This window comes from Halalkalibacter lacteus, from assembly GCF_036663595.1.
GTDB lineage: Bacteria > Bacillota > Bacilli > Bacillales > Bacillaceae_D > Halalkalibacter > Halalkalibacter lacteus.
Genome location: NZ_JAWRVL010000003.1, coordinates 184,320 through 206,628 on the forward strand (window position 1 = coordinate 184,320; position 22,309 = coordinate 206,628).

Consider the following 22,309-nt stretch of genomic DNA (forward strand, 5'->3'; position numbering starts at 1 on the left):
ATGATTAGATTGACATTCGAAATCTACATCGTCTTTTTGGCTGAATTGTGTAAAGGGGTGAGGATATGAATCTTCAATACAAAACGTTATTAAAGCAAGATTACGAACAATTAAATAGCAAATTAGAACGTAACGATGCTCTTGATGTATTAAAGTGGGCGTATAGTGAATTTGGTGATAGTCTGGTGTATTCCTGTAGCTTTGGTGCTGAGGGAATGGTTCTAATTGATTTAATTAGCAAAGTGAAAAAAAATGCAACAATAGTCTTTCTTGACACCGATTTTCATTTTAAAGAAACGTATGAGTTGATTGATAAAGTGAAAAAGCGTTATCCAACTTTAAATATTGAATTAGCAAAAACGGAATTGACTCCAAAAGAACAAGCTGATTTACATGGAGATCGCCTGTGGGAACGTGAACCAGATATGTGTTGTAACATTCGTAAAATGGTGCCGCTAGAACGAGAGCTAAGTCGCTATGATGCATGGATTTCTGGTTTGCGTCGCGAACAATCACCAACGCGTGCGAATACGCAATATGTCAATCAAGATCATCGCTTTAAGTCGATTAAAATTTGTCCATTAATACATTGGACTGAAGAAGAAGTTTGGATGTATATAAACTTGCATAAACTTGATTATAACGAATTACATGATAAGAATTTCCCAAGCATTGGCTGTGAATACTGTACAAAGCCAGTTGCAAAAGGAGAGGACCCACGTAGTGGACGTTGGGCTAATAAAGAGAAAACAGAGTGTGGGTTACATGTTTTTAATCAGGGAAGTGGCATTTAAATACTTTAAAACCAACTAATCGCATCAGCGATACGAAAGGGAGATAATAATGATACAAGCACATGGAGGAACACTTATTCAACGTTTTGAACCAACTTATGACGTGACAGCTATTACGAAAGAGATTGAACTTGATTCTTTTTCATTATCTGATTTAGAGCTAATTGGAATTGGGGCGTTTAGTCCGTTAACCGGTTTTCTTGGAAAAGAAGATTACGAATCCGTTGTAGAAAGAATGCGTCTGGCAAATGGGACAGTTTGGAGCATTCCAATCACTCTACCTGTAACAGAAGAAAAAGCTGCCTCTCTTTTAATCGGTGAACGTGCCAAATTAACGTTTAAAGGGGACGTTTATGGTGTCATTGAGATAGCTGATGTTTTCACACCCAATAAAATAGTCGAAGCAGAAAAGGTATATCGTGCAAATGATGATGCACATCCTGGTGTTAAGAAAATGTTTGAACGTCCTAACGTCTATGTAGGTGGAGACATTACGTTGACAAAACGAGTGAAACATGATCGTTTTGAGACCTACTATCTAGACCCAACGGAAACAAGAGCCAAATTTGAACAGCTAGGTTGGAAGCGAATTGTAGGCTTCCAAACACGTAACCCTGTTCATCGTGCTCATGAATACATTCAGAAGTCAGCTCTTGAAATCGTAGATGGATTATTTTTAAATCCACTTGTCGGGGAGACAAAATCAGATGATATTCCAGCGGATGTGAGAATGGAAAGCTATGAAGTGTTACTTGAAAAATATTATCCGAAAGATCGTGTGTTTTTAGCCGTATTCCCAGCTGCAATGCGTTATGCTGGTCCACGTGAGGCCGTATTCCATGCGATTGTTCGCCAAAATTACGGATGTACACATTTTATCGTTGGTCGAGATCACGCTGGTGTCGGTGATTATTATGGAACATATGATGCCCAACTGATTTTTAAAGAATTTGAGCAAGGTGAGTTAGCCATTAATCCATTGTTCTTTGAGCATAGTTTTTACTGCAAGGCTTGCGGAAATATGGCTTCAACGAAAACATGTCCACATGGAAAGGAAGATCGTGTTGTTCTTTCTGGAACGAAGGTTCGTCAAATGTTATCAGAGGGAGTTGTACCACCACCAGAATTCAGTCGCCGTGAAGTAGTGGAAGTATTAATTCGTGGCATGAATACGGTTCATGCGTAATAGGAAGGAAGCGAAAGTATGATAACCATTGTCGCAATCATGATTGCATGTTTTTTTGCAATGAATATAGGAGCGAGCGGTACAGCGGCGGCAATGGGGCCTGCTTATGGAAGTGGGGCTATTCCGAAAAAGCGTAATGCGATGCTTCTAGTTGGAATCTTTGCTTTTCTCGGTGCGCTAGCAGGTGGCGAAGTTGTTCGGACGATCGGTAGTGGGATTATCCCATCTACGATCGTCGATGTCGAACTAGTTATTATTATTCTTGGAGCCGCCTGCCTTTCCTTATTTATTGCGAATTTACTCGGTATTCCTTTATCAACAAGTGAAGTTGTTGTCGGAGCTATCGTAGGAGCAGGGATTGCCTATCAATCCCTTTTTTTTGATAAGTTAATTGTGATTGTATCTTTCTGGGTAATCATTCCGATTGTTGCGTTTGTTTTAGCTTATGGTTTTGGTCATATCGTTCGAAAAGTAGAAAAAAAGTATCCTAACTTAACAGGAAAAGGGAAATGGCGCAAACCACTTATTATTTTGCTTATTATTAGTGGGTGCATGGAAGCGTATGCCGCTGGAATGAACAATGTAGCTAATGCGGTTGGTCCACTTGTTGGAGCGGGTTTATTAGAAATTACGCCAGCCATCTTAATGGGCGGATTTTTCGTTGCGATAGGTGCTCTATTTCTTGGTGGACGAGTGCTTGAGACAAATGGAAAACGAATTACGAAGTTAAGCTTATTGCAGGGAAGTACAGTTTCACTAACAGGTGGTTCGCTAGTAATTACAGCGTCCCTTTTCGGCCTTCCTGTTCCCTTAACTCAAGTTACAACATCAGCGATCATAGGCATCGGTACTGTAGATGGTGGAATGCGTTTGTGGCAAAAAAGCATCTTAAAACAAATTATTAAAGTTTGGATTGTTTCACCGCTTTTTTCACTTGTTCTGTCATATGGATTAATTCTTCTTTTTAAGCAAGGTGATTATTATTCTCTCTTTGTTTTAGTGAGTGTACTTATTGCTACAGCAGGTGCTTATAGTATGTATCAAGCTGCTAAACGTGATAGAAGAACAACGTATGATGAAGGGGCAGGAATCTAACTTGGTGTATTGACAAAATTGGTGAAGAACCGTATTTTTAAATCAGAGTAAAATTATCAGAATTTTTTTAGGGGGGATTTTGCTTGACACAGCAAAATATTGTTTGGCATGATACGACGATAAAAAAAGAAGAGCGACAAGAAAGAAATGGTCATCGCAGTGCAATACTGTGGTTCACAGGTCTTTCTGGTGCAGGGAAATCGACGCTTGCAAATGCATTAGAACAGCAATTGTTTAAGCACGGAAAAAACAGCTATGTATTAGATGGAGATAATGTTCGTCATGGTTTAAATAAAGGACTCGGATTCAGCGATGAGGATCGAAAAGAGAATATTAGAAGAATTGGGGAAGTAGCAAAGCTTTTTGTCGATTCAGGTACACTCGTATGTACAGCATTTATTTCTCCTTTTAAAGAAGACCGCAATCGTGTACGTGAGCTAGTTGAAGATGATGAATTCATTGAAGTTTATGTACGCTGCTCGTTAGAAGCTTGTGAAGAACGTGATCCAAAAGGTTTATACAAAAAAGCTCGAACAGGTGAAATTCCAGAATTCACTGGAATTAGTTCTCCTTATGAGGAACCAGATGCTCCTGAAATTATTATTGATTCAGACAAGCAGACAGTTGAAGAATCAGTTAAATCAATTTTAGCGTATCTAACAGAGAAGAACATCTTATAAGAGTTTGTTCAAACGGGGCTACTATAAGGGGGAAATAATAGCAATGGGATATGAGAAAATATGGGCTGAGGAGCCAGATAATCTTAATAAAGATGAGCTTCGTAAGTTAGAAAAAGATGGTTTAGATATTTTAAATGATATTGATCAATATGCAAAAGAGGGCTTCGAGTCCATTCCGAAAGAAGATTGGAGCCTTTTTAAATGGGCAGGACTTTATTTGCAAAAGCCAAAGGAAGACGGCTATTTCATGATGCGTGTGAATATTCCATCTGGCTTAATTACAAATGAGCAAGCTGAAGTATTAGCAGGTATTGGTCGTGATTACGGACGTGATGTCATTGATATTACAACACGCCAGGCGATTCAGTACCACTGGTTAACAATTGAGAATTTACCTGATATTTTCAAGCGTTTGGAATCAGTTGGTTTGTCGTCTGTTGGAGCATGTGGAGATATTCCACGAACCATTATGGGCAACCCACTAGCGGGTGTTGATCCATTTGAATTATACGACACAAGAGAAATTGTTGAGGATGTGTACCGCTTCTTCCAGCGCAATCCTGATTTCTCCAATCTACCACGTAAGTTTAAAATGTCGATTTCAGGAAATGTTCATAACGCTGGTCATGATCGTATTAACTGTTTGTCCTTTACTCCTGCAGTAAAGGAGATTGATGGTGAAGAGGTGATTGGCTTTCATGTAAAGGTCGGGGGAGGACTTTCTGCGAAACCATACCTAGCTGAAGAGCTTGATGTATTTGTTCGTCCTGAAAAAGTAAAAGATGTGGCCATTGCTATCACATCAATTTACCGTGATTACGGTTACCGGGAGAAGCGCCATCGTGCACGCTTGAAGTTTTTGGTCGCTGATTGGGGAGTTGAGAAATTTAAAGAGAAATTACTTGAGTATACAGGCGAACTTCCATTAAAAGGAGCCTGTAAATTAGAAAAGTGGAATGGTGGTTATTTCTACGGAGCCCATCCACAAAAGCAAGAAGGACTAAGCTATGTTGGTTTTAACGTACCTGTAGGGCGAATGAACTCAGACGAGTGGTTTAATCTTGCTCGTATTGCTAGGGATTATGGAAACGGTGAAATCCGTACATGTAACTCTCAAAACCTTGTAATTCCAAATGTTCCTAATGAAAAAGTAGAAGCACTTCTTACAGAACCGTTATTTGACCATATTAAACTTGAGCCAAAGAATTTTATCGGATATTCTGTTTCCTGTACGGGAATCGAGTACTGTAACTTAGCACTTGTTGAAACAAAAGAACGTATGAGACGAGTGGCTGAGTATTTGGACGAGCATATAGCGCTTGATGTTCCTGTTCGTATTCACATGATTGGGTGTCCGAATGCATGTGGTCAACGTCAAATTGCTGATATTGGTCTTCAAGGCGTGAAAATGAAGAACAAAGATAAGAAAATGGTTGAAGCGTTCGAATTATATGTTGGCGGTACGCTTGAAAAAGAAGTGGCTCAGTTTAACAATAAGCTTAAAGGAAAAGTAGAAGCTGATGAGTTAGCCCCTGCATTAACAGCATTTTTACGCTATTTTGAAGAGAACAAAGAACCGAATGAATTCTTCTTTGATTTCTATCATCGCGTAGGGCATGATGCATTGCAATCTGCATTAGATGACATTCTTGAAACTGCATCGTGATGCAATTGTTTCGATTTGAAATAGAAACAAATGAGCGCTCCGTACATGTAGTGGTCGTTGCGGAAGATGAAGAATCTGCATTTGCTACCGCTGAACTAGAAGTCGAAAAGAACTTTCTTAAGCTACCGACGATTTCTTCTATCACATTACTGGAAAAAAAGCCAGTCCGAAAATCGGCAGGCTTTGTAGTGGAATAATTTTGGGTTAGGCCCCTCTGTATATCTTCACCGTATGAAAGTGGTGTAATGCAGATGGGGCCTTTTTTCCCTTGGATGATTAACTAGAGAGGGAGCAGTCGCCCCTCTGATTAGTTTGCGATCGATTTCAAAGCTGCTGCTATATCAATTTCTCCGAATCCGTAGTAGGGATCATGCCCTTCTGTTCCTAAATCTTTTGCAGTTGATGTCATCACTTCATATACCTGTTCATTTGTTAAATCAGGTCGAAGAGAACGAATAAGACCTGCTAATCCTGTAACGTGTGGAGCGGCCATTGATGTACCAGACATGACTACATAGTTGTTATCAGGAAATAAACTAGGTATATGCTCACCAGGTGCTGTTACATCGACATGTTCACCGTAGTTCGAGAAGAAAGCGCGATTTCTAGCATCATCTACGGCAGCCACTGTAAATACTTCTTCATACAGTGCTGGATACATCGGATCAGCTACATTGTCATTTCCAGATGCTGCAATGAGCACGACATCTTGCTCGTGAGCATGTTGAATAGCATCGTATAATACGTCTGAAGGATAATAGTCCCCAAGACTCATATTAATGACATCAGCACCCTGTTCAACGGCCCAATAAATTCCTTTAGCTACTTCATAGGATGAACCTTCCCCGTCGTCATTTAAAACCTTTACTGGTAAGATTGTGCTGTCCCAAGAAACACCAGCAATCCCTGTCACGTTGTTTGTTAAAGCCGCAGCAACACCAGCTACGTGTGTTCCATGTCCGTGTGCATCAGAAAAATCAGATGAATCATCAAAAGCATTATAGCCTGGTCCAAGTTTTTCTTTGAGATCTAGGTGTTCTTGATCAACCCCTGTATCCAAAATGGCTATTTTTACTCCTTGTCCACCGGATAAGTTCCAACCTTCATCTATTTCAATTTGCTCAAGATTCCATTGATAAGGCTTAAAAAATTCATCATTTGGGTCAGTCGTTAATACTTTTTTTTGTTGTGGTTGTTGACCTTGCTGCGATGTAGAGGGTCTCGTTTCGTTTGGATCAGTTGAGAAAAGGATTACTTGTTTTGAAATGATATAATTTGGTTCAGCAATTGCTAGATCATACTCTCGTTTTAAACGACGAATAAGCTGTTCGGTTGATTCCGTCTCTGATTTCACAACAAACAAAGGGTTATTATTTCTAAGCACTTCTAAATCCTCATTTTCTTCAAGCCACGCGCTTGCCACTTCAGGGTGTTTAAATTTAATGACCGCTTGTTGCTTGTAGTACGTTTTTTGAAGGCGTTCAGGTTTATGTTCATCCGAATGAACGACAATTTGCCATCCGAGTTCAGGAACCGTTTCTGCTTTTAAGTTTTCAGGTATATCTTCTGTCGTTTCCCATTCAATTTCAGGGTCAGCTCCAGATACAAAAAATGTACCGTTGGCATCCGCAACAGATGCCATATCCTTGATGAAGGATTTAACAAACGATAAATCAACTTCACCTAATACAGTACGACCATCCTCAAGTTCTTCTCCCATTAGCATCAGTTGTTTCCCATCAACGGTATAAGGATCTGAGAATTTGCTCTTCATATGGTAATGCGTTAATTTTGAATCATCGAATCTTTCAACTTGTCCAACGTGTTCAACGACTTCATCATTATGTTTAATTACAAACCCATGAAAGTGAGGGTGTTCAAGGACCTCTTCTTCAAATTTACTTCGTAATTGCTGTGTGCTTAAATCATTATTAGCCCATCTTTGTAATTGAGCAGAAAGTTGTTTTAAGAACATGGATGTTGTCAATGATAAATCTTCTGCCATTAATTTGTCCATTGCAGATACTTCTAAATCTTGGGGGATATCTTTCGTTTGAAATGAGTATTCATTATCGTCAATAAGGGCTCGTCCAATGATTGCAAGACCGAGTCCGATTAGGCTAATAATGATTACAGTTTTTGCTATTCTGGTTAACATGAAGTAATCTCATCCTTTCTGCTCGTTAAAAAAATAGGCCATGAAAATTTCGTCATCATATGATTTGTTAATATATACTTGGTCTTTTTGGATTCCTTCTATAACAAATCCAGCTTTTTCATACAAGCCTTTTGCTACACGATTCGAAGCAAAAACCGTCAAACATAATTTATGGAGTTTATGGCGCAGACACCATTTAAGTGTATACTCCATCACTTTTTTTCCTATTCCCTTTCCTTGGGCCTCTTCATGTAACCATGTTCGAAAAAGACCGATATGACGTTTCATTTCAAGGTCTTCACGAATCACTCTTGCAATCCCGCGAGCAATCCCATTCACTTCCACAACAATATACATGTTGTCTTTTGCTTTCATCTCTTCTATAAAAGCATGCTCTTCTTCGATTGATCGAACACGCTCTTTTTGAATATAAGAGCCTTGTTGGATAATCGAGTTCGCTGAGTTAATGATGTCCTTGGCATCAAAATATTGAACAGGTCGAAGTACAATGTGTGAATGGTCCTTTGCTGTAAATGATTCTTGATTGTCTTCGGAAGTAGGTGTCTTCATTTTATTCACTCTCCTTTTCGCGTGGTTGCCAGAAACGGGAGTGATCTGAGTCAATTTCTGTATCAAGCATGTGTGAAATTGGAACAATGTCAACTTGTTTATCTTTAAACAATGGGAGTGCATTCGAAATACCTGTGAATGTCTCGTGCCCCTTGATTCCAACATGGCCAATCCCAATAGCCTTTTTATTCTTTTGTGCCATTTTTAATAGTGCAGACATTTGTTTATTTACATGTTGGCTAGAAGAGTGGGTATCATCAAGGAAAATATTTCTAGATGCAAATGGAATATTTAATTCATTGGCTAATTCAGGTATGACAGAGTTTGAACTAGTTCCGCTATCGATTACATATAGACCATGACTAGCTGCAACTTCAAGGATTACCCTCATAATTCGTTCATCCTCAACAATCTTTGAACCCATGTGGTTATTGATTCCTTTTGCATGTGGGACATTCTCGATCGCTGCTAGAACTCGTTTTCGTACTTCTTCATTAGATAAACTGCTTGTAATGGCATTTGGTCCAAGCCAAGAAGATTTTCCTTTTTTGGGTTCCATCGGTAAATGTATCATGACTTCAAGTCCTGCATGATGCGCTCGTTCTGCTTGCTCTGTGGACTTTTCCATAAAAGGCATGATAGCAACTGTAATCGGAATGTATCCAGATAAAAATGAATTAACCCCTTTAACATTCCCACCAAAATCATCAATGATAACAGCTACTTGAGGTTTTTTATTCGCTAAAGCAGTTGAAGAAAAAGAGTTTAAAGGGGAAAAGACAATAGACAGTGTTACTATAATTACGAAACATAGACGCATAGGAAACCACCTTTTCATAACGTGCTGTTTCTTTATAGTTTGTCAAATTCACGAAGTTCTATGAGGAAAAAAGAAATTATGGGTTACAGAGTTATTGAAAAGGGTCGGTTTTAGAGGCCACTGAAAAAGGTTGCTTTTTAACTTTTTCAGTGGCCTCCGGTTTTACCCTTTCCTTTCCTCATAACCTCGAAGTAAGAGCGGACCTGCTGTCATTGGTGTGAATAGTGACTCACACCTTAAGCTTGTTCTATGTGCGGTTTTGTCAATCCGCAGGTTTGCTAGCTGAGTATTGCCATTGCTCACCCTTTTTTGAACACGCCCTGATATAGTGTTTTAAATTTAACAACCTCTTTTGTAAACTCAATTATGAAAGCAAACAAAAAACACATGCGCAACGAGGTAATCGTTACACATGTGTTATTTGCGAATGTTAAATGCCGCGTTAAGCTGCCCGCGAAGCATTCGATCGCGTACTTCTTGTTTTTGCATTTGTTTCTGTTCCATTTTTCGGATTTCAAACGTCTGCATTCCGTCTTCCATTTTGTTTGCAATATCTAGTAATCGTTCAACATCAAGAAAAGAATATTTTCTTGTTCCACCTTTTGAACGTTCTGGATAAATTAATTTTCTTTCCTCATAATAGCGAATTTTTCGTTCAGAAAGTCCAGTGAGCTCACTAACAATCCCAATCGTTATCACTTTTTTATCTTTATATGATGACACCCATTCCACCCCTTATTAAGTTAGAATGTTCAGATCTTTGATTTATCATAGCATAGATTAAGCTGATAAGGGTCTGGTGATGTTAGATAATCTAACAATAATTATTGTGGTATTAACAAAAATATGTAAATGTAGAATGGGAAGAAAGATCTAATGAATTTTTGAACATTCTAATTGAGATAGTTCATTTCTTATATTATAATTTATAAATCATATAAAAAAAGTCGGAAATGTATTTTCTGTAGATTTGAGGAAAAGAGAACATTCAAGTTAACATCAAAGGAGCGGAATAGATGAATAAAGGATATGTATATTTAGTTGGAGCAGGTCCAGGTGATATTCGTTTAATGACAGTAAAAGGGCAGCAATGTCTTGAAAAGGCAGATGTTGTTTTGTATGATCGTCTTGTAAACCCACTGCTACTTGAAACAACTAAGCCGGGAGCTGAACTTGTCTATTGTGGAAAGCTTCCTGATCGTCACTTGCTTAGACAAGAAGCGATTAATGATCTACTTGTTACATATGGACTGGCAGGGAAAAAGGTTGTTAGGTTAAAAGGAGGGGACCCGAGCGTCTTTGGCCGTGTTGGAGAAGAGGCTGAAGCTCTTGAACAAGAAGGGATACCTTATGAGATTATACCAGGAATTACGGCAGGAATAGGAGCGACTACGTATGCTGGAGTACCTGTAACTCACCGAGATCACGGTGCGTCATTTGCCATGGTTACAGGTCATGATAAGTCTCCTAATGGACAACCTTTAATAGATTGGAGTGGGCTCGCTACAGGCATTGATACAATTGCTTTTTATATGGGGGTAAAAAATTTACCATACATATGTGAACAATTGATTGCTCATGGACGTGATCCAAAGACGCCTGTGCTCCTCGTACGATGGGGTACTGTAGGAAAGCAAAAAACATTAAATGGAACGCTTGAAACAATTGCAGATATAGTAATCAAAGAAAAATTTTCAAATCCTGCTATTACTTTAGTTGGTGAAGTTGCTAAACTTCGTACGAAAGAAAGCTGGTTTGAACGTCAACTTCTTTTTGGAAAACATATTTTATTTGGACGAACGACAGAAGGCGCTAGTGAAATAGCAAATGAGCTTACAAGCCTAGGAGCTGATGTATTTGAGTATCCACGCTTTTACACTCACCAACAAGAAAAAGCTCAGATTCATTTCAATGACTATGAACAAATCATCTTCCGCTCACCGAAGGCCGTCTTTTGGTTTTTTGATCAATTAAAGCAACAACGAATAGACATACGTACTTTACAAGCTCAATTATATGGAGCGTCTAGTAAATCAATACGCGCAATTGAGTCGTTTGCTTGTCTTGGATTTCCTGTCGACAAAATGATCCATTCAGAAAAAAGGCTAGTTATTGGATCGAATGCTTGGCAACATAGAGAACAGCAGCGGTTTGAATCTTATGGAAGCCATGATTTCTGTGTATCTCATTATGATGAGATCATTGAGCAGTCAAATTTCACTTGTCAACGAATCCTTGATGAGGATAGAGTCGATACGATTGTCTTTCCAAGTGCTGAATCTGTTAAGGTAGTTACAGAGCAAATTGTAGCTTGTAATGAAACACCGGAAACATTATCAAAACGGGCTACGGTTATTTGTTTTGGAAAGTCATCGTACAAGGCAGCTATTGATTTTGGATACCAGGTTGAAGTTACGTTACAAGAACCAACGAAAGAAGCATTGATTGAGGTGTTAAAACATACAGCAAATGAAAAGTAGGTGAGTGTATGCAAGCTATTTTGTATATTGGTCACGGAAGTCGTGTACGTGCTGGTAAAGAGGAGTTGTTATCTTTTATCGAGAAAGCAAAAGGTGAACTTCCTCAAGTGACAATTCAAGAATGCTGTTTTTTAGAACTAACAGAACCAACGATCGAAGAAGGTGTACAAGCTTGTGTTGATCAAGGAGCAACATCAATTGCGGTCATTCCTGTTCTTTTGTTAACCGCTATGCATGCGAAAGTTGATATCCCAGAGGAAATTAATGAAATGAAAAGGAAATATCCTGACGTCACATTTTCATATGGACGACCAATTGGAATTGATTCGACAGTTATTAAGATTGTTAAAGATCGTTTGCGGGCGTCAGGCATGAACATTTCCAATAAACGACCAAAGTATGAGGAACGCGAGCCAATCTCGATCCTTCTTGTCGGAAGAGGAAGCAGTGATCCTGATCAAACGAGTGATTTAATGAAAATTGCAAGACTTGTTTGGGAATACACGCCCGTGAATGAAGTCGATGTCTGTTTTTTAGCGGCAACAAGACCAAATGTTGATGAAGGGATAGCTAGAATGAACCGATTGCCAAATGATAAAGTGTATGTCGTTCCTTATTTGTTGTTTACAGGCATCTTAATGAAGGGGTTACAAAAGCAATTAGACGAGTGGTCTAAACAGACAAAAAAGGATTTTGTCCTTTGTGATTACTTAGGTTTTGATGATCAGTTAATTTCAGTTTTAATTAAACGTGTTCAAGAAGTATTGGAAAATGATGTTCAAGTGAATTGTGATACCTGTTCTTTTCGTTATAGCGATACTGAAAAAGCAGGAGAAAATGCATGAGTCTCCTTCCTCTAATGCTAAAGCTTGGTGGGAAAAGGGCTGCCGTTGTTGGTGCAGGAGCAGTTGCAGCACGACATATTCCGAAGCTGATCGAAGAAGGGATAAAAGAAATTGTTGTCTACGCACCAACCCTTCATCCAAGTCTAGAAGTTTATGTAAGTGAAGAGCGATTTAGATGGGAAAAAGGAAACGTTCAGCCTACAACATCATTTGATACAGATCTCTTGTTCCTGACAACAAATGACTCATTACTACATAAAACGCTCTATCAATACAAGAAACCTTATCAGCTCGTTTATGTTGCTGATAATCCTGCACTCAGCGATTTTTATTTTCCTATGACCGTTAAGAAGGGTTCATTAACAATTGCCCTTTCAACGGGGGGATCAAGCCCGACATACGCAAAAAAAGTAATGAAACAAATAGAATATAATTTATCAGAAACGATTGAAGAAGATTTGCTTTTTCTAAATAAAGCAAGAAAGCGAGTACTTGAAAGTGAATTAAATGGATCAGTACGAAAGAAGATATTACAACAATGTGCTTCTCCTTCAGTTCTACAAAACCCAAAACGAGAACAGGTATTAGAACAGATTATAAACAAGTCAACAAATCAACCAACATAATGGAGTCTAATTGTTTATCATATGTAAGAAGAGAGGGGTAAGCTTATATGTGAGCCACCCCTCTCTTTTTTATTTTGAAAAAGATAGTTTTGCAATTGCATCGTGTTGATGAATTGATTCCTCATTACGGCATTGTACTTCGAAAGAGCGTACTGCTTCATTTTCATATAAGTCGGCAGCGACAAGGCGGACCAAGTCTTCTACGAAGCGTGGGTTTTCATAAGCGCGTTCTGTTACTGACTTTTCATCTGGGCGTTTTAGAACGGGATAGAGAATCGAACTTGCATTACTCTCAGCCGCTTCAAGAAGAATGGCTTTCCAATCAGCCTCATACCTTTCATCAACCGTAACAGTCATCGTAACAAAGCTGCGTTGGTTATGGGCACTGTACTCACTTATTTCCTTTGAGCAAGGGCAAAGAGTAGTGACAGCTCCTGTTAACGTAATAACAGACGTATAGCCTTTATCTTCATCAAACGTGACATCATACGTGATATTAGCATGTGCCATTCCTTCTTTTTGCATAGCTGGGCTTGTTTTTGTAAAAAACCATGGAAATGTAACTCGAACATGTGCGGCTTTCTGTTTCATCTCTCGTGCAAGGATCGCTGTAAATTCACGTAATGTTTGATCTGTTAACAAGTGAGATTGGAAAAACAAATGAAGTTGCTCCGTTAAGCGACTCATATTTATCCCTTTGAAATCTTGGTCTAAACTAGTTGTTAAAGCAAACGTTGCAGTTGTCGTTTGTGTAGTTGGTGCTAATTCTGATTCAATCATGACAGGGTACTTAACATCTGAAATTCCAACTTGTTGAATTGGAAAGTAAAAGTCAGCTGGTTTATTTTGAAGGTCAGGCATCTTTTCTTTGTCAGTTGGCTTCGTTCCAATAATTGGATCAACCGTACCGAAATGACGATGACGCTCAGCCTTTGGTGGTAAAGAACGTTTCATTTTATTAATCACTCCTGAAAGTTAATTCTAATAGGGTCCTAGCATAACTTCAACTTCTAATAATCATAAATAAAAGCATCTAATAATGAAGTAGTTGCGATAATGCTTACTCCATATTACACTACAAAGGGAAAAGGAAACAAGAAAATAGACAGTTTTCTTATATAGAAGTTGTTCAAAAAATGAGTTAAGGAAAAAGGTGGAAAGAAGCGAATGAAAAAAGGAACTTTGATATGGATCGTTTTAGCAGGTGTACTTTTATTAGTAGGGTTGACCGTACCGATTTCAGTGACTTCTCCAGACAATACAAGAGTGATTATTGATCATACCTACAAAGTATATAGTGCACCAGGGTGTTATGATCAAGCAGAATTAACAAATAATTTAGAGGAAACAACTTTTGATCATGCAAAAGACCTTGCGTATGTTAGTGAATCAAGCTGCACTGACAATGAACTCCTAGAACAAAAACCATTTCTAATTGGGATCTTTCGTTAACTATTGTAGTGAGGGGGAAATGACATGAAAAAATGGGGTTTGGTGTTCTTATGTCTTTTTATCTTATCTGCTTGTGATTCGTTAACAAAAGCTAGTTTTTTGAATCAAAAACCTCTGAATGAAATTTCGCTCTCTGAAAATGAGGAGATTATTTTTTCAATATTAGCGGAGCGAATTTTTTATTTGGATTTTAAAGATAGCAATAAGGAGTTTCGTTCAGTAGAAGTTGGCGTTGACTATTATCAAAATGGTGAGATAGTTGAAAAAAATGGTGGTTTGATGATTAACGCTAACGATCTAGAACTTGAACAAAAAGATGAGCGAGCAAGGATTCTCTTTACAATGGACAGGGAGGAAAATGAAGGAAATCTCTCTGTTTATGGCGATTTAAAAATCATGTATGACAGTGGAAGCTCTGGATCTTCTAGCTATTCTCTTGAACGAAAAGGTACTGAGCGTGGGAGCTCATCATGGGGGTATTTAGTAGACGAGATTGAGGATGTTACTTATGATAAGAAGAACTATGTTGCTTACTATGTCGAGAATGTTGAATCAAATGTAATGAGGTCATTTGACTTAGAAGTGGCTACTAAACCGAATCAAGATTATGAACATGTGTATATGTTTTATGTAATTATTAGTGATGAGCCTTTTTGTAGAAGTTGTTTGAACAGGACGTTCTGAAAATAGACTAGAAAGCAGAGATAGAATCAATTTTTCTGCTCTTTCCTTATTTAGAATCTTGAGCCATTTCCATGAAATGGCGAGGATTGTATGGATGAAAGTGGTGAGTATACCTGAAGCAGACTAAGTAGTATATGATCGCTCAAAACGTTAGAGAATCGTTTTGCAGATCTTGTTTAATTATGCTATATTGAGAATGTTCAAAAAACTTGTAAATAAGAGAGAAATGAAGAATAAGGGAGCTGGAGACAAAAGATGAAAGTAGCAAAATTTGGGGGAACATCAGTCGCAAGCGCGGAGCAAATTAAAAAGGTGGCTTCCATTGTAGCAGAAGATAAAGAAAGAAAAATTATCGTTGTATCAGCACCAGGAAAGAGAAGTAGTGATGACACAAAAGTCACTGACCTACTCATTAAACTCGGTGAAACGTATTTAAATAATGAAGATACAGAAAATGAATTACAAGATGTCCTACAACGTTATGAAGATATCGCGGATGGCTTAGGTCTTGGAAAAGAAATCATTGCCACAATTGAAGCTGATTTACGAGAACGACTTCAGTTTGATCGAAGTCGTCCTGGGGCATGCATGGATTTAATTAAGGCAAGTGGCGAAGACAACAATGCGAAGTTAATTGCTTCTTACTTTCAAAGTATCGGCTTGAATGCTACATACTTAAATCCACAAGAGGCAGGTTTGTTTGTCAGTGATGAGCCGGGCAACGCACAAGTTTTGCCTGAAGCATATGATCACTTAAAATCATTGCCTGAACGTGAAGAAATTATTGTCTTTCCTGGTTTCTTTGGCTATTCAAAGGAAGGTACGCTTGTAACGTTTTCACGAGGAGGATCAGATATTACTGGGTCTATTTTAGCCGCAGGAATTAAGGCAGATCTTTATGAGAACTTCACGGATGTTGATTCTGTTTTTGCAGCGAACCCAAATGTCATTGAGAATCCTGTGAAAATCAAGCGGATGACGTACAGAGAAATGCGCGAATTATCCTATGCTGGATTTTCTGTTTTTCATGATGAAGCTCTATTCCCAGCATTTCGAAATGGAATTCCTGTCTGTGTGAAAAATACAAACAATCCATCTTCTTCTGGCACGATGATTATTGCAGAACGAGAATATTTCTTGAATCCTGTCATTGGGATTGCAGCTGATGAAGGGTTTGCAACGATCTATGTGCGTAAATATTTGATGAACCGAGAAGTAGGTTTCGGTCGTAAGTTATTGCAAATATTAGAGGATGAAGGACTATCCTACGAGCATATGCCGTCTGGAATCGATGATACATCTGTAATTCTACGTCAAGAGCAATTAACTCAAGAAATTGAAGAACGTGTTGTGGCCAAAATTCAAGAAGAACTTTGCGTAGACGACGTCTATATTGAACGAGATTTTGCGATGGTTATGATTGTCGGAGAAGGTATGCATAATACAATCGGAATTTCTTCACGAGCGACAGCGGCTTTAACAAGAGCGAATGTCAATATTGAAATGATTAACCAAGGTTCTTCAGAAGTAAGTTTAATTTTAGGGATACATGCATCAGATGCAGATCGTACCGTTATTGAACTATACAATGAATTTTTCAGTGGAGCAGACGATTCAGTTCAATAGAGAGGAGCCGCTGCTATTTTTTAAGCGAACTATGAGTGGGTTTCTCATAGTTTGCGTGCAGCGAGAGAAGCGATTGCAACATCAGGCTATCAAAAGGTTGTTTTTTACTTGCGATTTGGCTATGTGAGTGGAGGTCTCGTTGCCATTTTGAACGGAAATAAAAGAACGAGGGTGCTCCCTCGTTCTTTTATTTCCGTTCAGTTAGTGTTTGAATCATTGCTTTCATTTCAGCTACTTCTTGTCGCAATTCCTTTAATTCAGAATTTGCTTCTTCCTCTTCCTCTTCGGCATTGGCCTTTTCCACATTATTAACGATAACCCCAATAAAAAGGTTAAACACGATAAATGTACCAACAAGGATGAAGACTACGAAATAAATCCATGACCAGGAAACTTCATTAAAAATTGGTCGCATGACCCCACTTGCCCATGATTCCAAAGTTACAACTTGGAATAACGTTAAAAGAGAAAGTTGGAGATTGCCAAAGTATTCAGGGGCAACGCCAGCAAATAACATTGTACCCATAACGGCAAATATGTAGAATATGATGCTCATTAAAATCATAATGTTCCCAAGTGCAGGAATGGTCATCAATAATGCATCGACAAGACGACGCAGTGAAGGAATGACGGAAATAGCTCGAAGAACACGAAGGACACGCAGGATACGAAGAACTGTAACAAAATGGGCTCCTACAAATATATGTCCTGATGTTACGATAAGAAAATCAAACCAGTTCCAACTGCTTTTAAAAAAATCTTTCGTAGGGCGAGTAGCAATAAAGCGCATTGCGATCTCAACTGTAAAAATCCAAAGAAGAAGATAGTCAGTAAAATAGAACCAATCATTATATGCACTATATAAGCTTGGATATGTTTCAAGTCCAACGATAATCGCATTAATAAGAATAAGACAGATAATAGTCGAAGTAAATGCACGGTGAAAAACAATCCTCTGGATCGTGCGGATAAAAGGGGACTTAGATAATTCAGTATGTCTATTTTCCATGATCACAATCGAGCTCCTTTAAGTAAACAATCTAGTTACTATTTTACTAGATTGACCGCATTTTGTCGTTGCAATTTTCAAAAAGAAAAACATCTTATTCCGTTACGGAATAAGATGTTTTTTTTAAAGAGGGTAACTTTCAAGGTCAAAAGGAAATCTTCTGTCTCCCTCTATCCTATTATTGAATTATTTTGATTTTGTGAATACTTCTCCTAATTCTTTCGACCGTAAAATAGCTCGTGTAACAGCATCTGTCATGGCTTCTTGGCTTTTTCTCTCTCGTAATACATTGATTCCGGCTTCTGTTGTTCCATTAGGACTCATTACTTCTTCATATAATTCTCTAGATGATTTACTAGTAGATTGAAGACGTTTGCCAACGCCAACAATTGTTTGAGTAATGAGAGCAGATGCTTCTTTTTCTGTAAGTCCAGCCGCCTCAGCTGCTTTTTCCATAGCCTCTATAAGAAAGTAAAAGTAGGCAGGACCACTGCCAGCAAGACCAGTAACTGCATCTAGTTTTTGTTCATCTACGATGGTTACACTTCCGACCGCAGAAAAGAGCTCTTTTACTTCTTTTAACTGACTATCTGTTGCATGGGTACCTTTGCTTATTGCAGTAGCAGACTGACCAACCTTGGCTGAGGTGTTTGGCATCGTTCGAATGACACTAGCGTTCATGCCTAGTAAATCTTCAATATAGGTAGTAGGAATTCCGGCAAGGACCGAGACGAATAATTGCTGCGCACTCGTCATTTGTTGAATATCTTCAATTGCTTCTTTTACATGTTTAGGCTTCATCGCGAGTATCACAATGTCTCCATTTTTCACAGCTGCATTGCGATCACTATTCGTTTGTATGCCATACGTTGTTTCCAGATAAGTAAGCTTTTCTTTATTACTAAGGTTGGTAGCAATAATTTGCTCAGGTTTTACGACTTGGTGTCGGACGAGGCCAGTAATGATGGCTTCGGCCATAGCACCAGCTCCTAAAAAGGTAATCGTTTTATTTTCTAGCAATTCTACGCACCTATCCTTTCACTTGCCCAGTACCTTGGACGGTGTATTTAGTTGATGTTAATGCTTCAAGTCCCATTGGTCCTCTTGCATGGAGCTTTTGTGTACTAATGCCGATTTCAGCTCCGAACCCAAATTCAAATCCATCTGTAAATCGTGTTGAAGCATTGTGATAAACAGCGGCTGCATCGACTGTATTTAAGAAAGTTGCAATGTTTTCTGCGTCCTCGCTAATAATTGATTCTGAGTGCTTTGTGCCGTATACATGAATATGGTGAATGGCTTCATCGACTGAGTCAATGACTTTTAGTGCTACCTTCAAATCAAGGAATTCGTTAGCCCAGTCAGATTCATTAGCTGTCATGATCCGTTGATCATAGCATCGGGTTTTTTCATCTCCTACAAAGGTTACACTTTTTTCATCAAGTGCATGGATAAGGTCTTGGAAATGTGTATCTGCCCACTGGCGGTCAATTAAAATCGTTTCAACTGCATTGCAGACAGAGGGACGCTGTGTTTTTGCATTTACAGCAATGGAAATAGCCATCTCAGCATTGGCACTACGATCTATAAATAAATGGCAATTGCCCACTCCTGTTTCCAGAACTGGTACCGATGCATTTTTGACAACGGACTGGATAAGGGAAGCCCCGCCACGCGGGATAAGCACATCTAAATATTCATTTAATGTAAACATTTCTGTTGCTGTTTCACGACTAGTATCTTCAATTAATTGAATCGCTTCTACTGGAATTGACGTCTTTTCTAATGCTCGTTGCACAACTGCAACGAGTGCTGTGTTAGAGTGAATAGCAGAAGAACTTCCACGTAATAAAACAGCATTTCCTGCTTTTAAACATAGGCTAGAGGCATCAATTGTTACATTAGGTCTTGCTTCATAAATCATTCCAATCACACCTAGTGGTACGCGGACTTTCTTAATCTCTAATCCATTTGGACGAATGGTAGTCGATAAGGTCTCTCCAACTGGGTCGGTCAAGGCAGCGACTTGTCGTAAGCCTTCAGCCATATCTTGTAATCTTCCAGTTGTTAATGTTAAGCGGTCAATAATCCCTTCATTTGTTCCATTTTTACGAGCTACTTGAACGTCTTTGTTGTTTTCTGACACTAAAAACGCTTCTTCTTCAAGAAGTTCAACGGCTATTAACTCAAGTGCGGCATTTTTTTCTTTTGTCGTTTTGGTTGCTAGTTCACGTGCGCATTCTTTCGCTTTTTTTGCTTTTGTTCGTAATTCACTCATCGTTTCATCGTCTCCTTTAAAGATGGGACCCATTCGTTACGATGGACCACAACAGGTTGTTTATGTTTTGATGCTGTAGTATGGCTCGTTTGTTGGTCACGGTAATGAGCAAGGTCATCTGAGGTCATATTGGCTTTCCCTTTTCCAATAAGAAGGCTAGATTCATTGCAAACTTCAATCACATCACCTCTAGAAAAGGTCCCTTCAATTGATATTATGCCAACTGGTAATAGGCTTTTTCCACGATGAAGAAGTGCCTGCTCAGCTCCTGCATCGATAATCAGTCGTGCTGCAATTTTTGAGTGAAGTGCAATCCACTGTTTAGTGGTTGGCATGACAGTCTCATGCTGAAAGGAGCCGATGTAGGTACCGTCTCCTTTTCCAGTTAAAATATCAATAAACACGTCAGGATGCTCTCCTTTTCCAATAAAGACATTAACACCAAGAGTAAGGGCCGTCTTTGCAGCACTTACCTTTGATTTCATTCCTCCTGTCCCAACTTTTGAAGAGGAATCTCCTGCAAGAGCAAGCAAATCCTCTGTTACATAAGGCAAGTAGTTAATTTTTTTTGCATCTGGATTTGTATGAGGGTTATCGTCATATAGTCCATTTACATCAGTCATAATACAGAGTGTATTCGCGTGAATTAACCCACTTACAAGAGCAGATAACATATCATTGTCGCCAAATGTCAACTCTTCAATTGAAGTAGAATCGTTTTCATTAATGATTGGAATGGCGCCTCTTTTTAATAATTCAGATAATGTTGAATAAGCATTTCCATACCTCGTTTCATCTGAGAAATCTTGTCTTGTCAAGAGCAATTGTGCAGGAATTAAATTGTGAGTTCCAAATTGTTCAATATACGCTTGCATGAGCATCGCTTGCCCCACAGCCGCAGCCGCTTGTTTGCCGGCAATCGTTACTGGTCTTGTAGGATACCCAATTGCTTTAAATCCAGCGGCAACTGCTCCAGAAGAGATCACGATGACTTCATGACCAGCCTGTTTTAAGTTAGCAATTGCGTTGACAAACATGGTGACCTTTTCCATACTCAAAGCACCTTGTTTTGATGTCAATGAGCTACTTCCAATTTTAACAACCAGACGTTGTCGACTCATGTATCTCTCCTCTTTTCATTTTAAATAGAATAAAAAATAAAAAAGCTCTCCTGTCCTCAAATAAGGACGGAAGAACTTCATCCGCGGTACCACCTTTGTTGGCATTACAAATGCCCACTCTTACCCGTATCGTGGGGGACGGTCAGCTATATAATTAACTAATTATATAGCTGACTAGCTCCAGGGCAGGTTCAATGCTATTAGCGGTGATGACCCTTTCAGCCAGCGAGGTCACTCTCTTTGCACATAATGAATCATTTACTAATCCCTATCTACACCATTTCATATTGTTTTTACTATTATATGAAGAGAAAAGCAAGTCGTCAACTATCAGTTTAAAAAGCGCTGGTTGTTCTTTCGATTTTCCTTTAAACTGAACAAGTAAAATACATTTCCCTTCATGCAAGATGATGGATTGTAAGGAGAGTCAGTATGGCAACGGATAAGATCATTTGGATTACGGGTGCCTCAAGTGGGCTAGGGAAGGACTTGGCTCTAGAAGCTGGTAAAAGAGGAAATACTGTCGTTCTTTTAGCTCGTAATGTCGAAAAGCTACATGCATTAAAACAAATAATAGAAGGGCAGGGTGCTAAGGCATTTGTGTATCGATTAGATATGAGTGACACGAATATGATTGCTCAAGTAACAGAACAAATTGTTACTGAAGTTGGCCAAGTTGATGTGCTAATTAATAATGCGGGGTTTGGTGTGTTTGAGAAAGTCGAACATGCAGATGTGAAAAATGTACAGGAAATGTTTGATGTTAATGTAGTCGGCTTAATTGCATTAACCAAATCGGTGCTCCCCCATATGCTTCAACATAATAAAGGTCATATTATTAACATTGCGTCACAAGCTGGCAAGCTATCAACACCAAAATCTAGTGTTTACGCTGCGACGAAGCACGCGGTTCTTGGTTTTACAAATGGACTTCGAATGGAATTGCTAGATACGAATATCCATATTTCTGCTGTAAACCCTGGTCCAATCAAAACACCTTTTTTTGACCGAGCTGACCAAGAAGGAACCTATGTGAAAAATATTGAACGCTGGATGCTAGAATCACAAGAGGTGGCAAGGGCAACCATTAACCTTATTGATCGTCCAAAGCGTGAGTTGAATCTACCTAAATGGATGAATGTAGGTTCAACTTTTTATCAACTAATGCCAAGTTTATTTGAGCGTTTAGCAGGAAGGAAATTGAATAAAAAATAAGGAG

General features: G+C 38.8%; 22 protein-coding genes and 1 other annotated feature. Of the genes, 13 read left to right on the forward strand and 9 right to left on the reverse strand.

Going from position 1 to position 22,309, the window contains the following annotated elements; translation table 11 throughout:
• The first annotated feature begins 65 nt into the window (after positions 1 to 65).
• The 6 genes from SAZ04_RS03655 to SAZ04_RS03680 all read left to right on the forward strand — a co-directional run bounded on the left by SAZ04_RS03655 (position 66) and on the right by SAZ04_RS03680 (position 5,618).
• Positions 66 to 794: a phosphoadenylyl-sulfate reductase gene (locus SAZ04_RS03655; protein WP_332691166.1), complete on the forward strand. Its 729-nt coding sequence runs from the start codon at positions 66 to 68 to the stop codon at positions 792 to 794.
• A 49-nt stretch (positions 795 to 843) separates the two neighbouring features.
• The gene (sat, locus tag SAZ04_RS03660; protein ID WP_332691169.1) at positions 844 to 1,980 is read left to right on the forward strand and encodes a sulfate adenylyltransferase; all 1,137 of its coding nucleotides are present in this window, start codon (positions 844 to 846) and stop codon (positions 1,978 to 1,980) included.
• Between the two features lie 18 nt (positions 1,981 to 1,998).
• Positions 1,999 to 3,075 carry a sulfate permease gene (gene cysP, locus SAZ04_RS03665; protein ID WP_332691172.1) on the forward strand — a complete coding sequence of 359 codons (1,077 nt, stop codon included), beginning with the start codon at positions 1,999 to 2,001 and terminating at the stop codon, positions 3,073 to 3,075.
• A gap of 83 nt (positions 3,076 to 3,158) precedes the next feature.
• The gene (cysC, locus tag SAZ04_RS03670) at positions 3,159 to 3,755 is read left to right on the forward strand and encodes an adenylyl-sulfate kinase (protein WP_332691175.1); all 597 of its coding nucleotides are present in this window, start codon (positions 3,159 to 3,161) and stop codon (positions 3,753 to 3,755) included.
• A 43-nt stretch (positions 3,756 to 3,798) separates the two neighbouring features.
• Positions 3,799 to 5,421, forward strand: coding sequence for a nitrite/sulfite reductase (locus tag SAZ04_RS03675; RefSeq protein WP_332691178.1), 1,623 nt, complete (start codon positions 3,799 to 3,801; stop codon positions 5,419 to 5,421).
• Positions 5,421 to 5,618: a DUF3906 family protein gene (locus tag SAZ04_RS03680; RefSeq protein ID WP_332691403.1), complete on the forward strand. Its 198-nt coding sequence runs from the start codon at positions 5,421 to 5,423 to the stop codon at positions 5,616 to 5,618. Before SAZ04_RS03675 ends, SAZ04_RS03680 begins: the two co-directional genes overlap by 1 nt.
• A gap of 110 nt (positions 5,619 to 5,728) precedes the next feature.
• Here the strand turns inward: SAZ04_RS03680 and SAZ04_RS03685 are convergent, their stop codons facing one another.
• The 4 genes from SAZ04_RS03685 to SAZ04_RS03700 form a co-directional block, all read right to left on the reverse strand.
• Positions 5,729 to 7,579 (reverse strand): S8 family peptidase, encoded by a 1,851-nt coding sequence (locus SAZ04_RS03685; RefSeq protein ID WP_332691180.1) that lies wholly within the window; start codon positions 7,577 to 7,579, stop codon positions 5,729 to 5,731.
• 9 nt (positions 7,580 to 7,588) lie between these two features.
• Positions 7,589 to 8,149, reverse strand: a complete 561-nt coding sequence (locus tag SAZ04_RS03690) for a GNAT family N-acetyltransferase (protein WP_332691183.1) — start codon at positions 8,147 to 8,149, stop codon at positions 7,589 to 7,591.
• A gap of 1 nt (position 8,150) precedes the next feature.
• Positions 8,151 to 8,969 (reverse strand): divergent polysaccharide deacetylase family protein, encoded by an 819-nt coding sequence (locus SAZ04_RS03695; protein ID WP_332691186.1) that lies wholly within the window; start codon positions 8,967 to 8,969, stop codon positions 8,151 to 8,153.
• Between the two features lie 417 nt (positions 8,970 to 9,386).
• On the reverse strand, positions 9,387 to 9,692 hold the full coding sequence (locus SAZ04_RS03700; protein ID WP_035661684.1) for a MerR family transcriptional regulator: 306 nt from the start codon (positions 9,690 to 9,692) through the stop codon (positions 9,387 to 9,389).
• 293 nt (positions 9,693 to 9,985) lie between these two features.
• Between SAZ04_RS03700 and cobA the strand changes: the two genes are divergently transcribed.
• From cobA to SAZ04_RS03715, 3 genes are read left to right on the forward strand one after another with little or no spacing between them, the layout of a single operon-like run.
• Positions 9,986 to 11,449 (forward strand): uroporphyrinogen-III C-methyltransferase, encoded by a 1,464-nt coding sequence (gene cobA / locus SAZ04_RS03705; RefSeq protein WP_332691198.1) that lies wholly within the window; start codon positions 9,986 to 9,988, stop codon positions 11,447 to 11,449.
• Between the two features lie 8 nt (positions 11,450 to 11,457).
• A complete protein-coding gene (locus tag SAZ04_RS03710; protein WP_332691201.1) occupies positions 11,458 to 12,294 on the forward strand; it encodes a sirohydrochlorin chelatase in 837 nt (278 codons plus the stop codon).
• On the forward strand, positions 12,291 to 12,920 hold the full coding sequence (locus SAZ04_RS03715) for a precorrin-2 dehydrogenase/sirohydrochlorin ferrochelatase family protein (protein ID WP_332691204.1): 630 nt from the start codon (positions 12,291 to 12,293) through the stop codon (positions 12,918 to 12,920). Before SAZ04_RS03710 ends, SAZ04_RS03715 begins: the two co-directional genes overlap by 4 nt.
• A 69-nt stretch (positions 12,921 to 12,989) precedes the next feature.
• Here SAZ04_RS03715 and folE2 read toward each other — a convergent pair whose 3' ends face one another.
• Positions 12,990 to 13,874, reverse strand: a complete 885-nt coding sequence (folE2, locus tag SAZ04_RS03720) for a GTP cyclohydrolase FolE2 (RefSeq protein WP_332691207.1) — start codon at positions 13,872 to 13,874, stop codon at positions 12,990 to 12,992.
• 213 nt (positions 13,875 to 14,087) lie between these two features.
• Here folE2 and SAZ04_RS03725 point away from each other — a divergent pair, with 213 nt between their 5' ends.
• The 3 genes from SAZ04_RS03725 to SAZ04_RS03735 all read left to right on the forward strand — a co-directional run bounded on the left by SAZ04_RS03725 (position 14,088) and on the right by SAZ04_RS03735 (position 16,682).
• Positions 14,088 to 14,372, forward strand: coding sequence for a hypothetical protein (locus SAZ04_RS03725; RefSeq protein ID WP_332691210.1), 285 nt, complete (start codon positions 14,088 to 14,090; stop codon positions 14,370 to 14,372).
• Between the two features lie 24 nt (positions 14,373 to 14,396).
• On the forward strand, positions 14,397 to 15,056 hold the full coding sequence (locus SAZ04_RS03730) for a hypothetical protein (RefSeq protein WP_332691213.1): 660 nt from the start codon (positions 14,397 to 14,399) through the stop codon (positions 15,054 to 15,056).
• 255 nt (positions 15,057 to 15,311) lie between these two features.
• Positions 15,312 to 16,682 carry an aspartate kinase gene (locus SAZ04_RS03735; protein ID WP_332691216.1) on the forward strand — a complete coding sequence of 457 codons (1,371 nt, stop codon included), beginning with the start codon at positions 15,312 to 15,314 and terminating at the stop codon, positions 16,680 to 16,682.
• Between the two features lie 187 nt (positions 16,683 to 16,869).
• Here the strand turns inward: SAZ04_RS03735 and SAZ04_RS03740 are convergent, their stop codons facing one another.
• From SAZ04_RS03740 to proB, 4 genes are all read right to left on the reverse strand, one after another.
• Complete coding sequence (locus SAZ04_RS03740; protein WP_332691219.1) at positions 16,870 to 17,691, reverse strand: ion transporter; 822 nt, start codon at positions 17,689 to 17,691, stop codon at positions 16,870 to 16,872.
• A gap of 186 nt (positions 17,692 to 17,877) precedes the next feature.
• Positions 17,878 to 18,711, reverse strand: coding sequence for a pyrroline-5-carboxylate reductase (proC, locus tag SAZ04_RS03745; RefSeq protein WP_332691222.1), 834 nt, complete (start codon positions 18,709 to 18,711; stop codon positions 17,878 to 17,880).
• Positions 18,712 to 18,721: 10 nt separating this feature from the next.
• Positions 18,722 to 19,969, reverse strand: a complete 1,248-nt coding sequence (locus SAZ04_RS03750) for a glutamate-5-semialdehyde dehydrogenase (protein WP_332691225.1) — start codon at positions 19,967 to 19,969, stop codon at positions 18,722 to 18,724.
• Positions 19,966 to 21,090, reverse strand: a complete 1,125-nt coding sequence (proB, locus tag SAZ04_RS03755; RefSeq protein WP_332691228.1) for a glutamate 5-kinase — start codon at positions 21,088 to 21,090, stop codon at positions 19,966 to 19,968. Before proB ends, SAZ04_RS03750 begins: the two co-directional genes overlap by 4 nt.
• A gap of 59 nt (positions 21,091 to 21,149) precedes the next feature.
• Positions 21,150 to 21,374, reverse strand: a binding site (T-box leader).
• A gap of 148 nt (positions 21,375 to 21,522) precedes the next feature.
• On the opposite strand from proB, the gene SAZ04_RS03760 reads away from it, so the two are divergent.
• On the forward strand, positions 21,523 to 22,305 hold the full coding sequence (locus tag SAZ04_RS03760; RefSeq protein WP_332691233.1) for an SDR family NAD(P)-dependent oxidoreductase: 783 nt from the start codon (positions 21,523 to 21,525) through the stop codon (positions 22,303 to 22,305).
• Positions 22,306 to 22,309: the final 4 nt, after the last annotated feature.

Bases quoted from the DNA above. Each gene is read 5' to 3' on its own strand.
- SAZ04_RS03685 (WP_332691180.1), bottom strand. From the start codon at position 7,579: ATGTTAACCAGAATAGCAAAAACTGTAATCATTATTAGCCTAATCGGA.
- SAZ04_RS03725 (WP_332691210.1), top strand. From the start codon at position 14,088: ATGAAAAAAGGAACTTTGATATGGATCGTTTTAGCAGGTGTACTTTTA.
- SAZ04_RS03730 (WP_332691213.1), top strand. From the start codon at position 14,397: ATGAAAAAATGGGGTTTGGTGTTCTTATGTCTTTTTATCTTATCTGCT.
- SAZ04_RS03735 (WP_332691216.1), top strand. From the start codon at position 15,312: ATGAAAGTAGCAAAATTTGGGGGAACATCAGTCGCAAGCGCGGAGCAA.
- SAZ04_RS03690 (WP_332691183.1), bottom strand. From the start codon at position 8,149: ATGAAGACACCTACTTCCGAAGACAATCAAGAATCATTTACAGCAAAG.
- SAZ04_RS03695 (WP_332691186.1), bottom strand. From the start codon at position 8,969: ATGCGTCTATGTTTCGTAATTATAGTAACACTGTCTATTGTCTTTTCC.
- sat (WP_332691169.1), top strand. From the start codon at position 844: ATGATACAAGCACATGGAGGAACACTTATTCAACGTTTTGAACCAACT.
- SAZ04_RS03675 (WP_332691178.1), top strand. From the start codon at position 3,799: ATGGGATATGAGAAAATATGGGCTGAGGAGCCAGATAATCTTAATAAA.
- SAZ04_RS03760 (WP_332691233.1), top strand. From the start codon at position 21,523: ATGGCAACGGATAAGATCATTTGGATTACGGGTGCCTCAAGTGGGCTA.
- folE2 (WP_332691207.1), bottom strand. From the start codon at position 13,874: ATGAAACGTTCTTTACCACCAAAGGCTGAGCGTCATCGTCATTTCGGT.
- cobA (WP_332691198.1), top strand. From the start codon at position 9,986: ATGAATAAAGGATATGTATATTTAGTTGGAGCAGGTCCAGGTGATATT.
- SAZ04_RS03750 (WP_332691225.1), bottom strand. From the start codon at position 19,969: ATGAGTGAATTACGAACAAAAGCAAAAAAAGCGAAAGAATGCGCACGT.
- SAZ04_RS03740 (WP_332691219.1), bottom strand. From the start codon at position 17,691: ATGGAAAATAGACATACTGAATTATCTAAGTCCCCTTTTATCCGCACG.
- SAZ04_RS03715 (WP_332691204.1), top strand. From the start codon at position 12,291: ATGAGTCTCCTTCCTCTAATGCTAAAGCTTGGTGGGAAAAGGGCTGCC.
- cysP (WP_332691172.1), top strand. From the start codon at position 1,999: ATGATAACCATTGTCGCAATCATGATTGCATGTTTTTTTGCAATGAAT.
- SAZ04_RS03680 (WP_332691403.1), top strand. From the start codon at position 5,421: ATGCAATTGTTTCGATTTGAAATAGAAACAAATGAGCGCTCCGTACAT.
- SAZ04_RS03710 (WP_332691201.1), top strand. From the start codon at position 11,458: ATGCAAGCTATTTTGTATATTGGTCACGGAAGTCGTGTACGTGCTGGT.
- proB (WP_332691228.1), bottom strand. From the start codon at position 21,090: ATGAGTCGACAACGTCTGGTTGTTAAAATTGGAAGTAGCTCATTGACA.
- SAZ04_RS03655 (WP_332691166.1), top strand. From the start codon at position 66: ATGAATCTTCAATACAAAACGTTATTAAAGCAAGATTACGAACAATTA.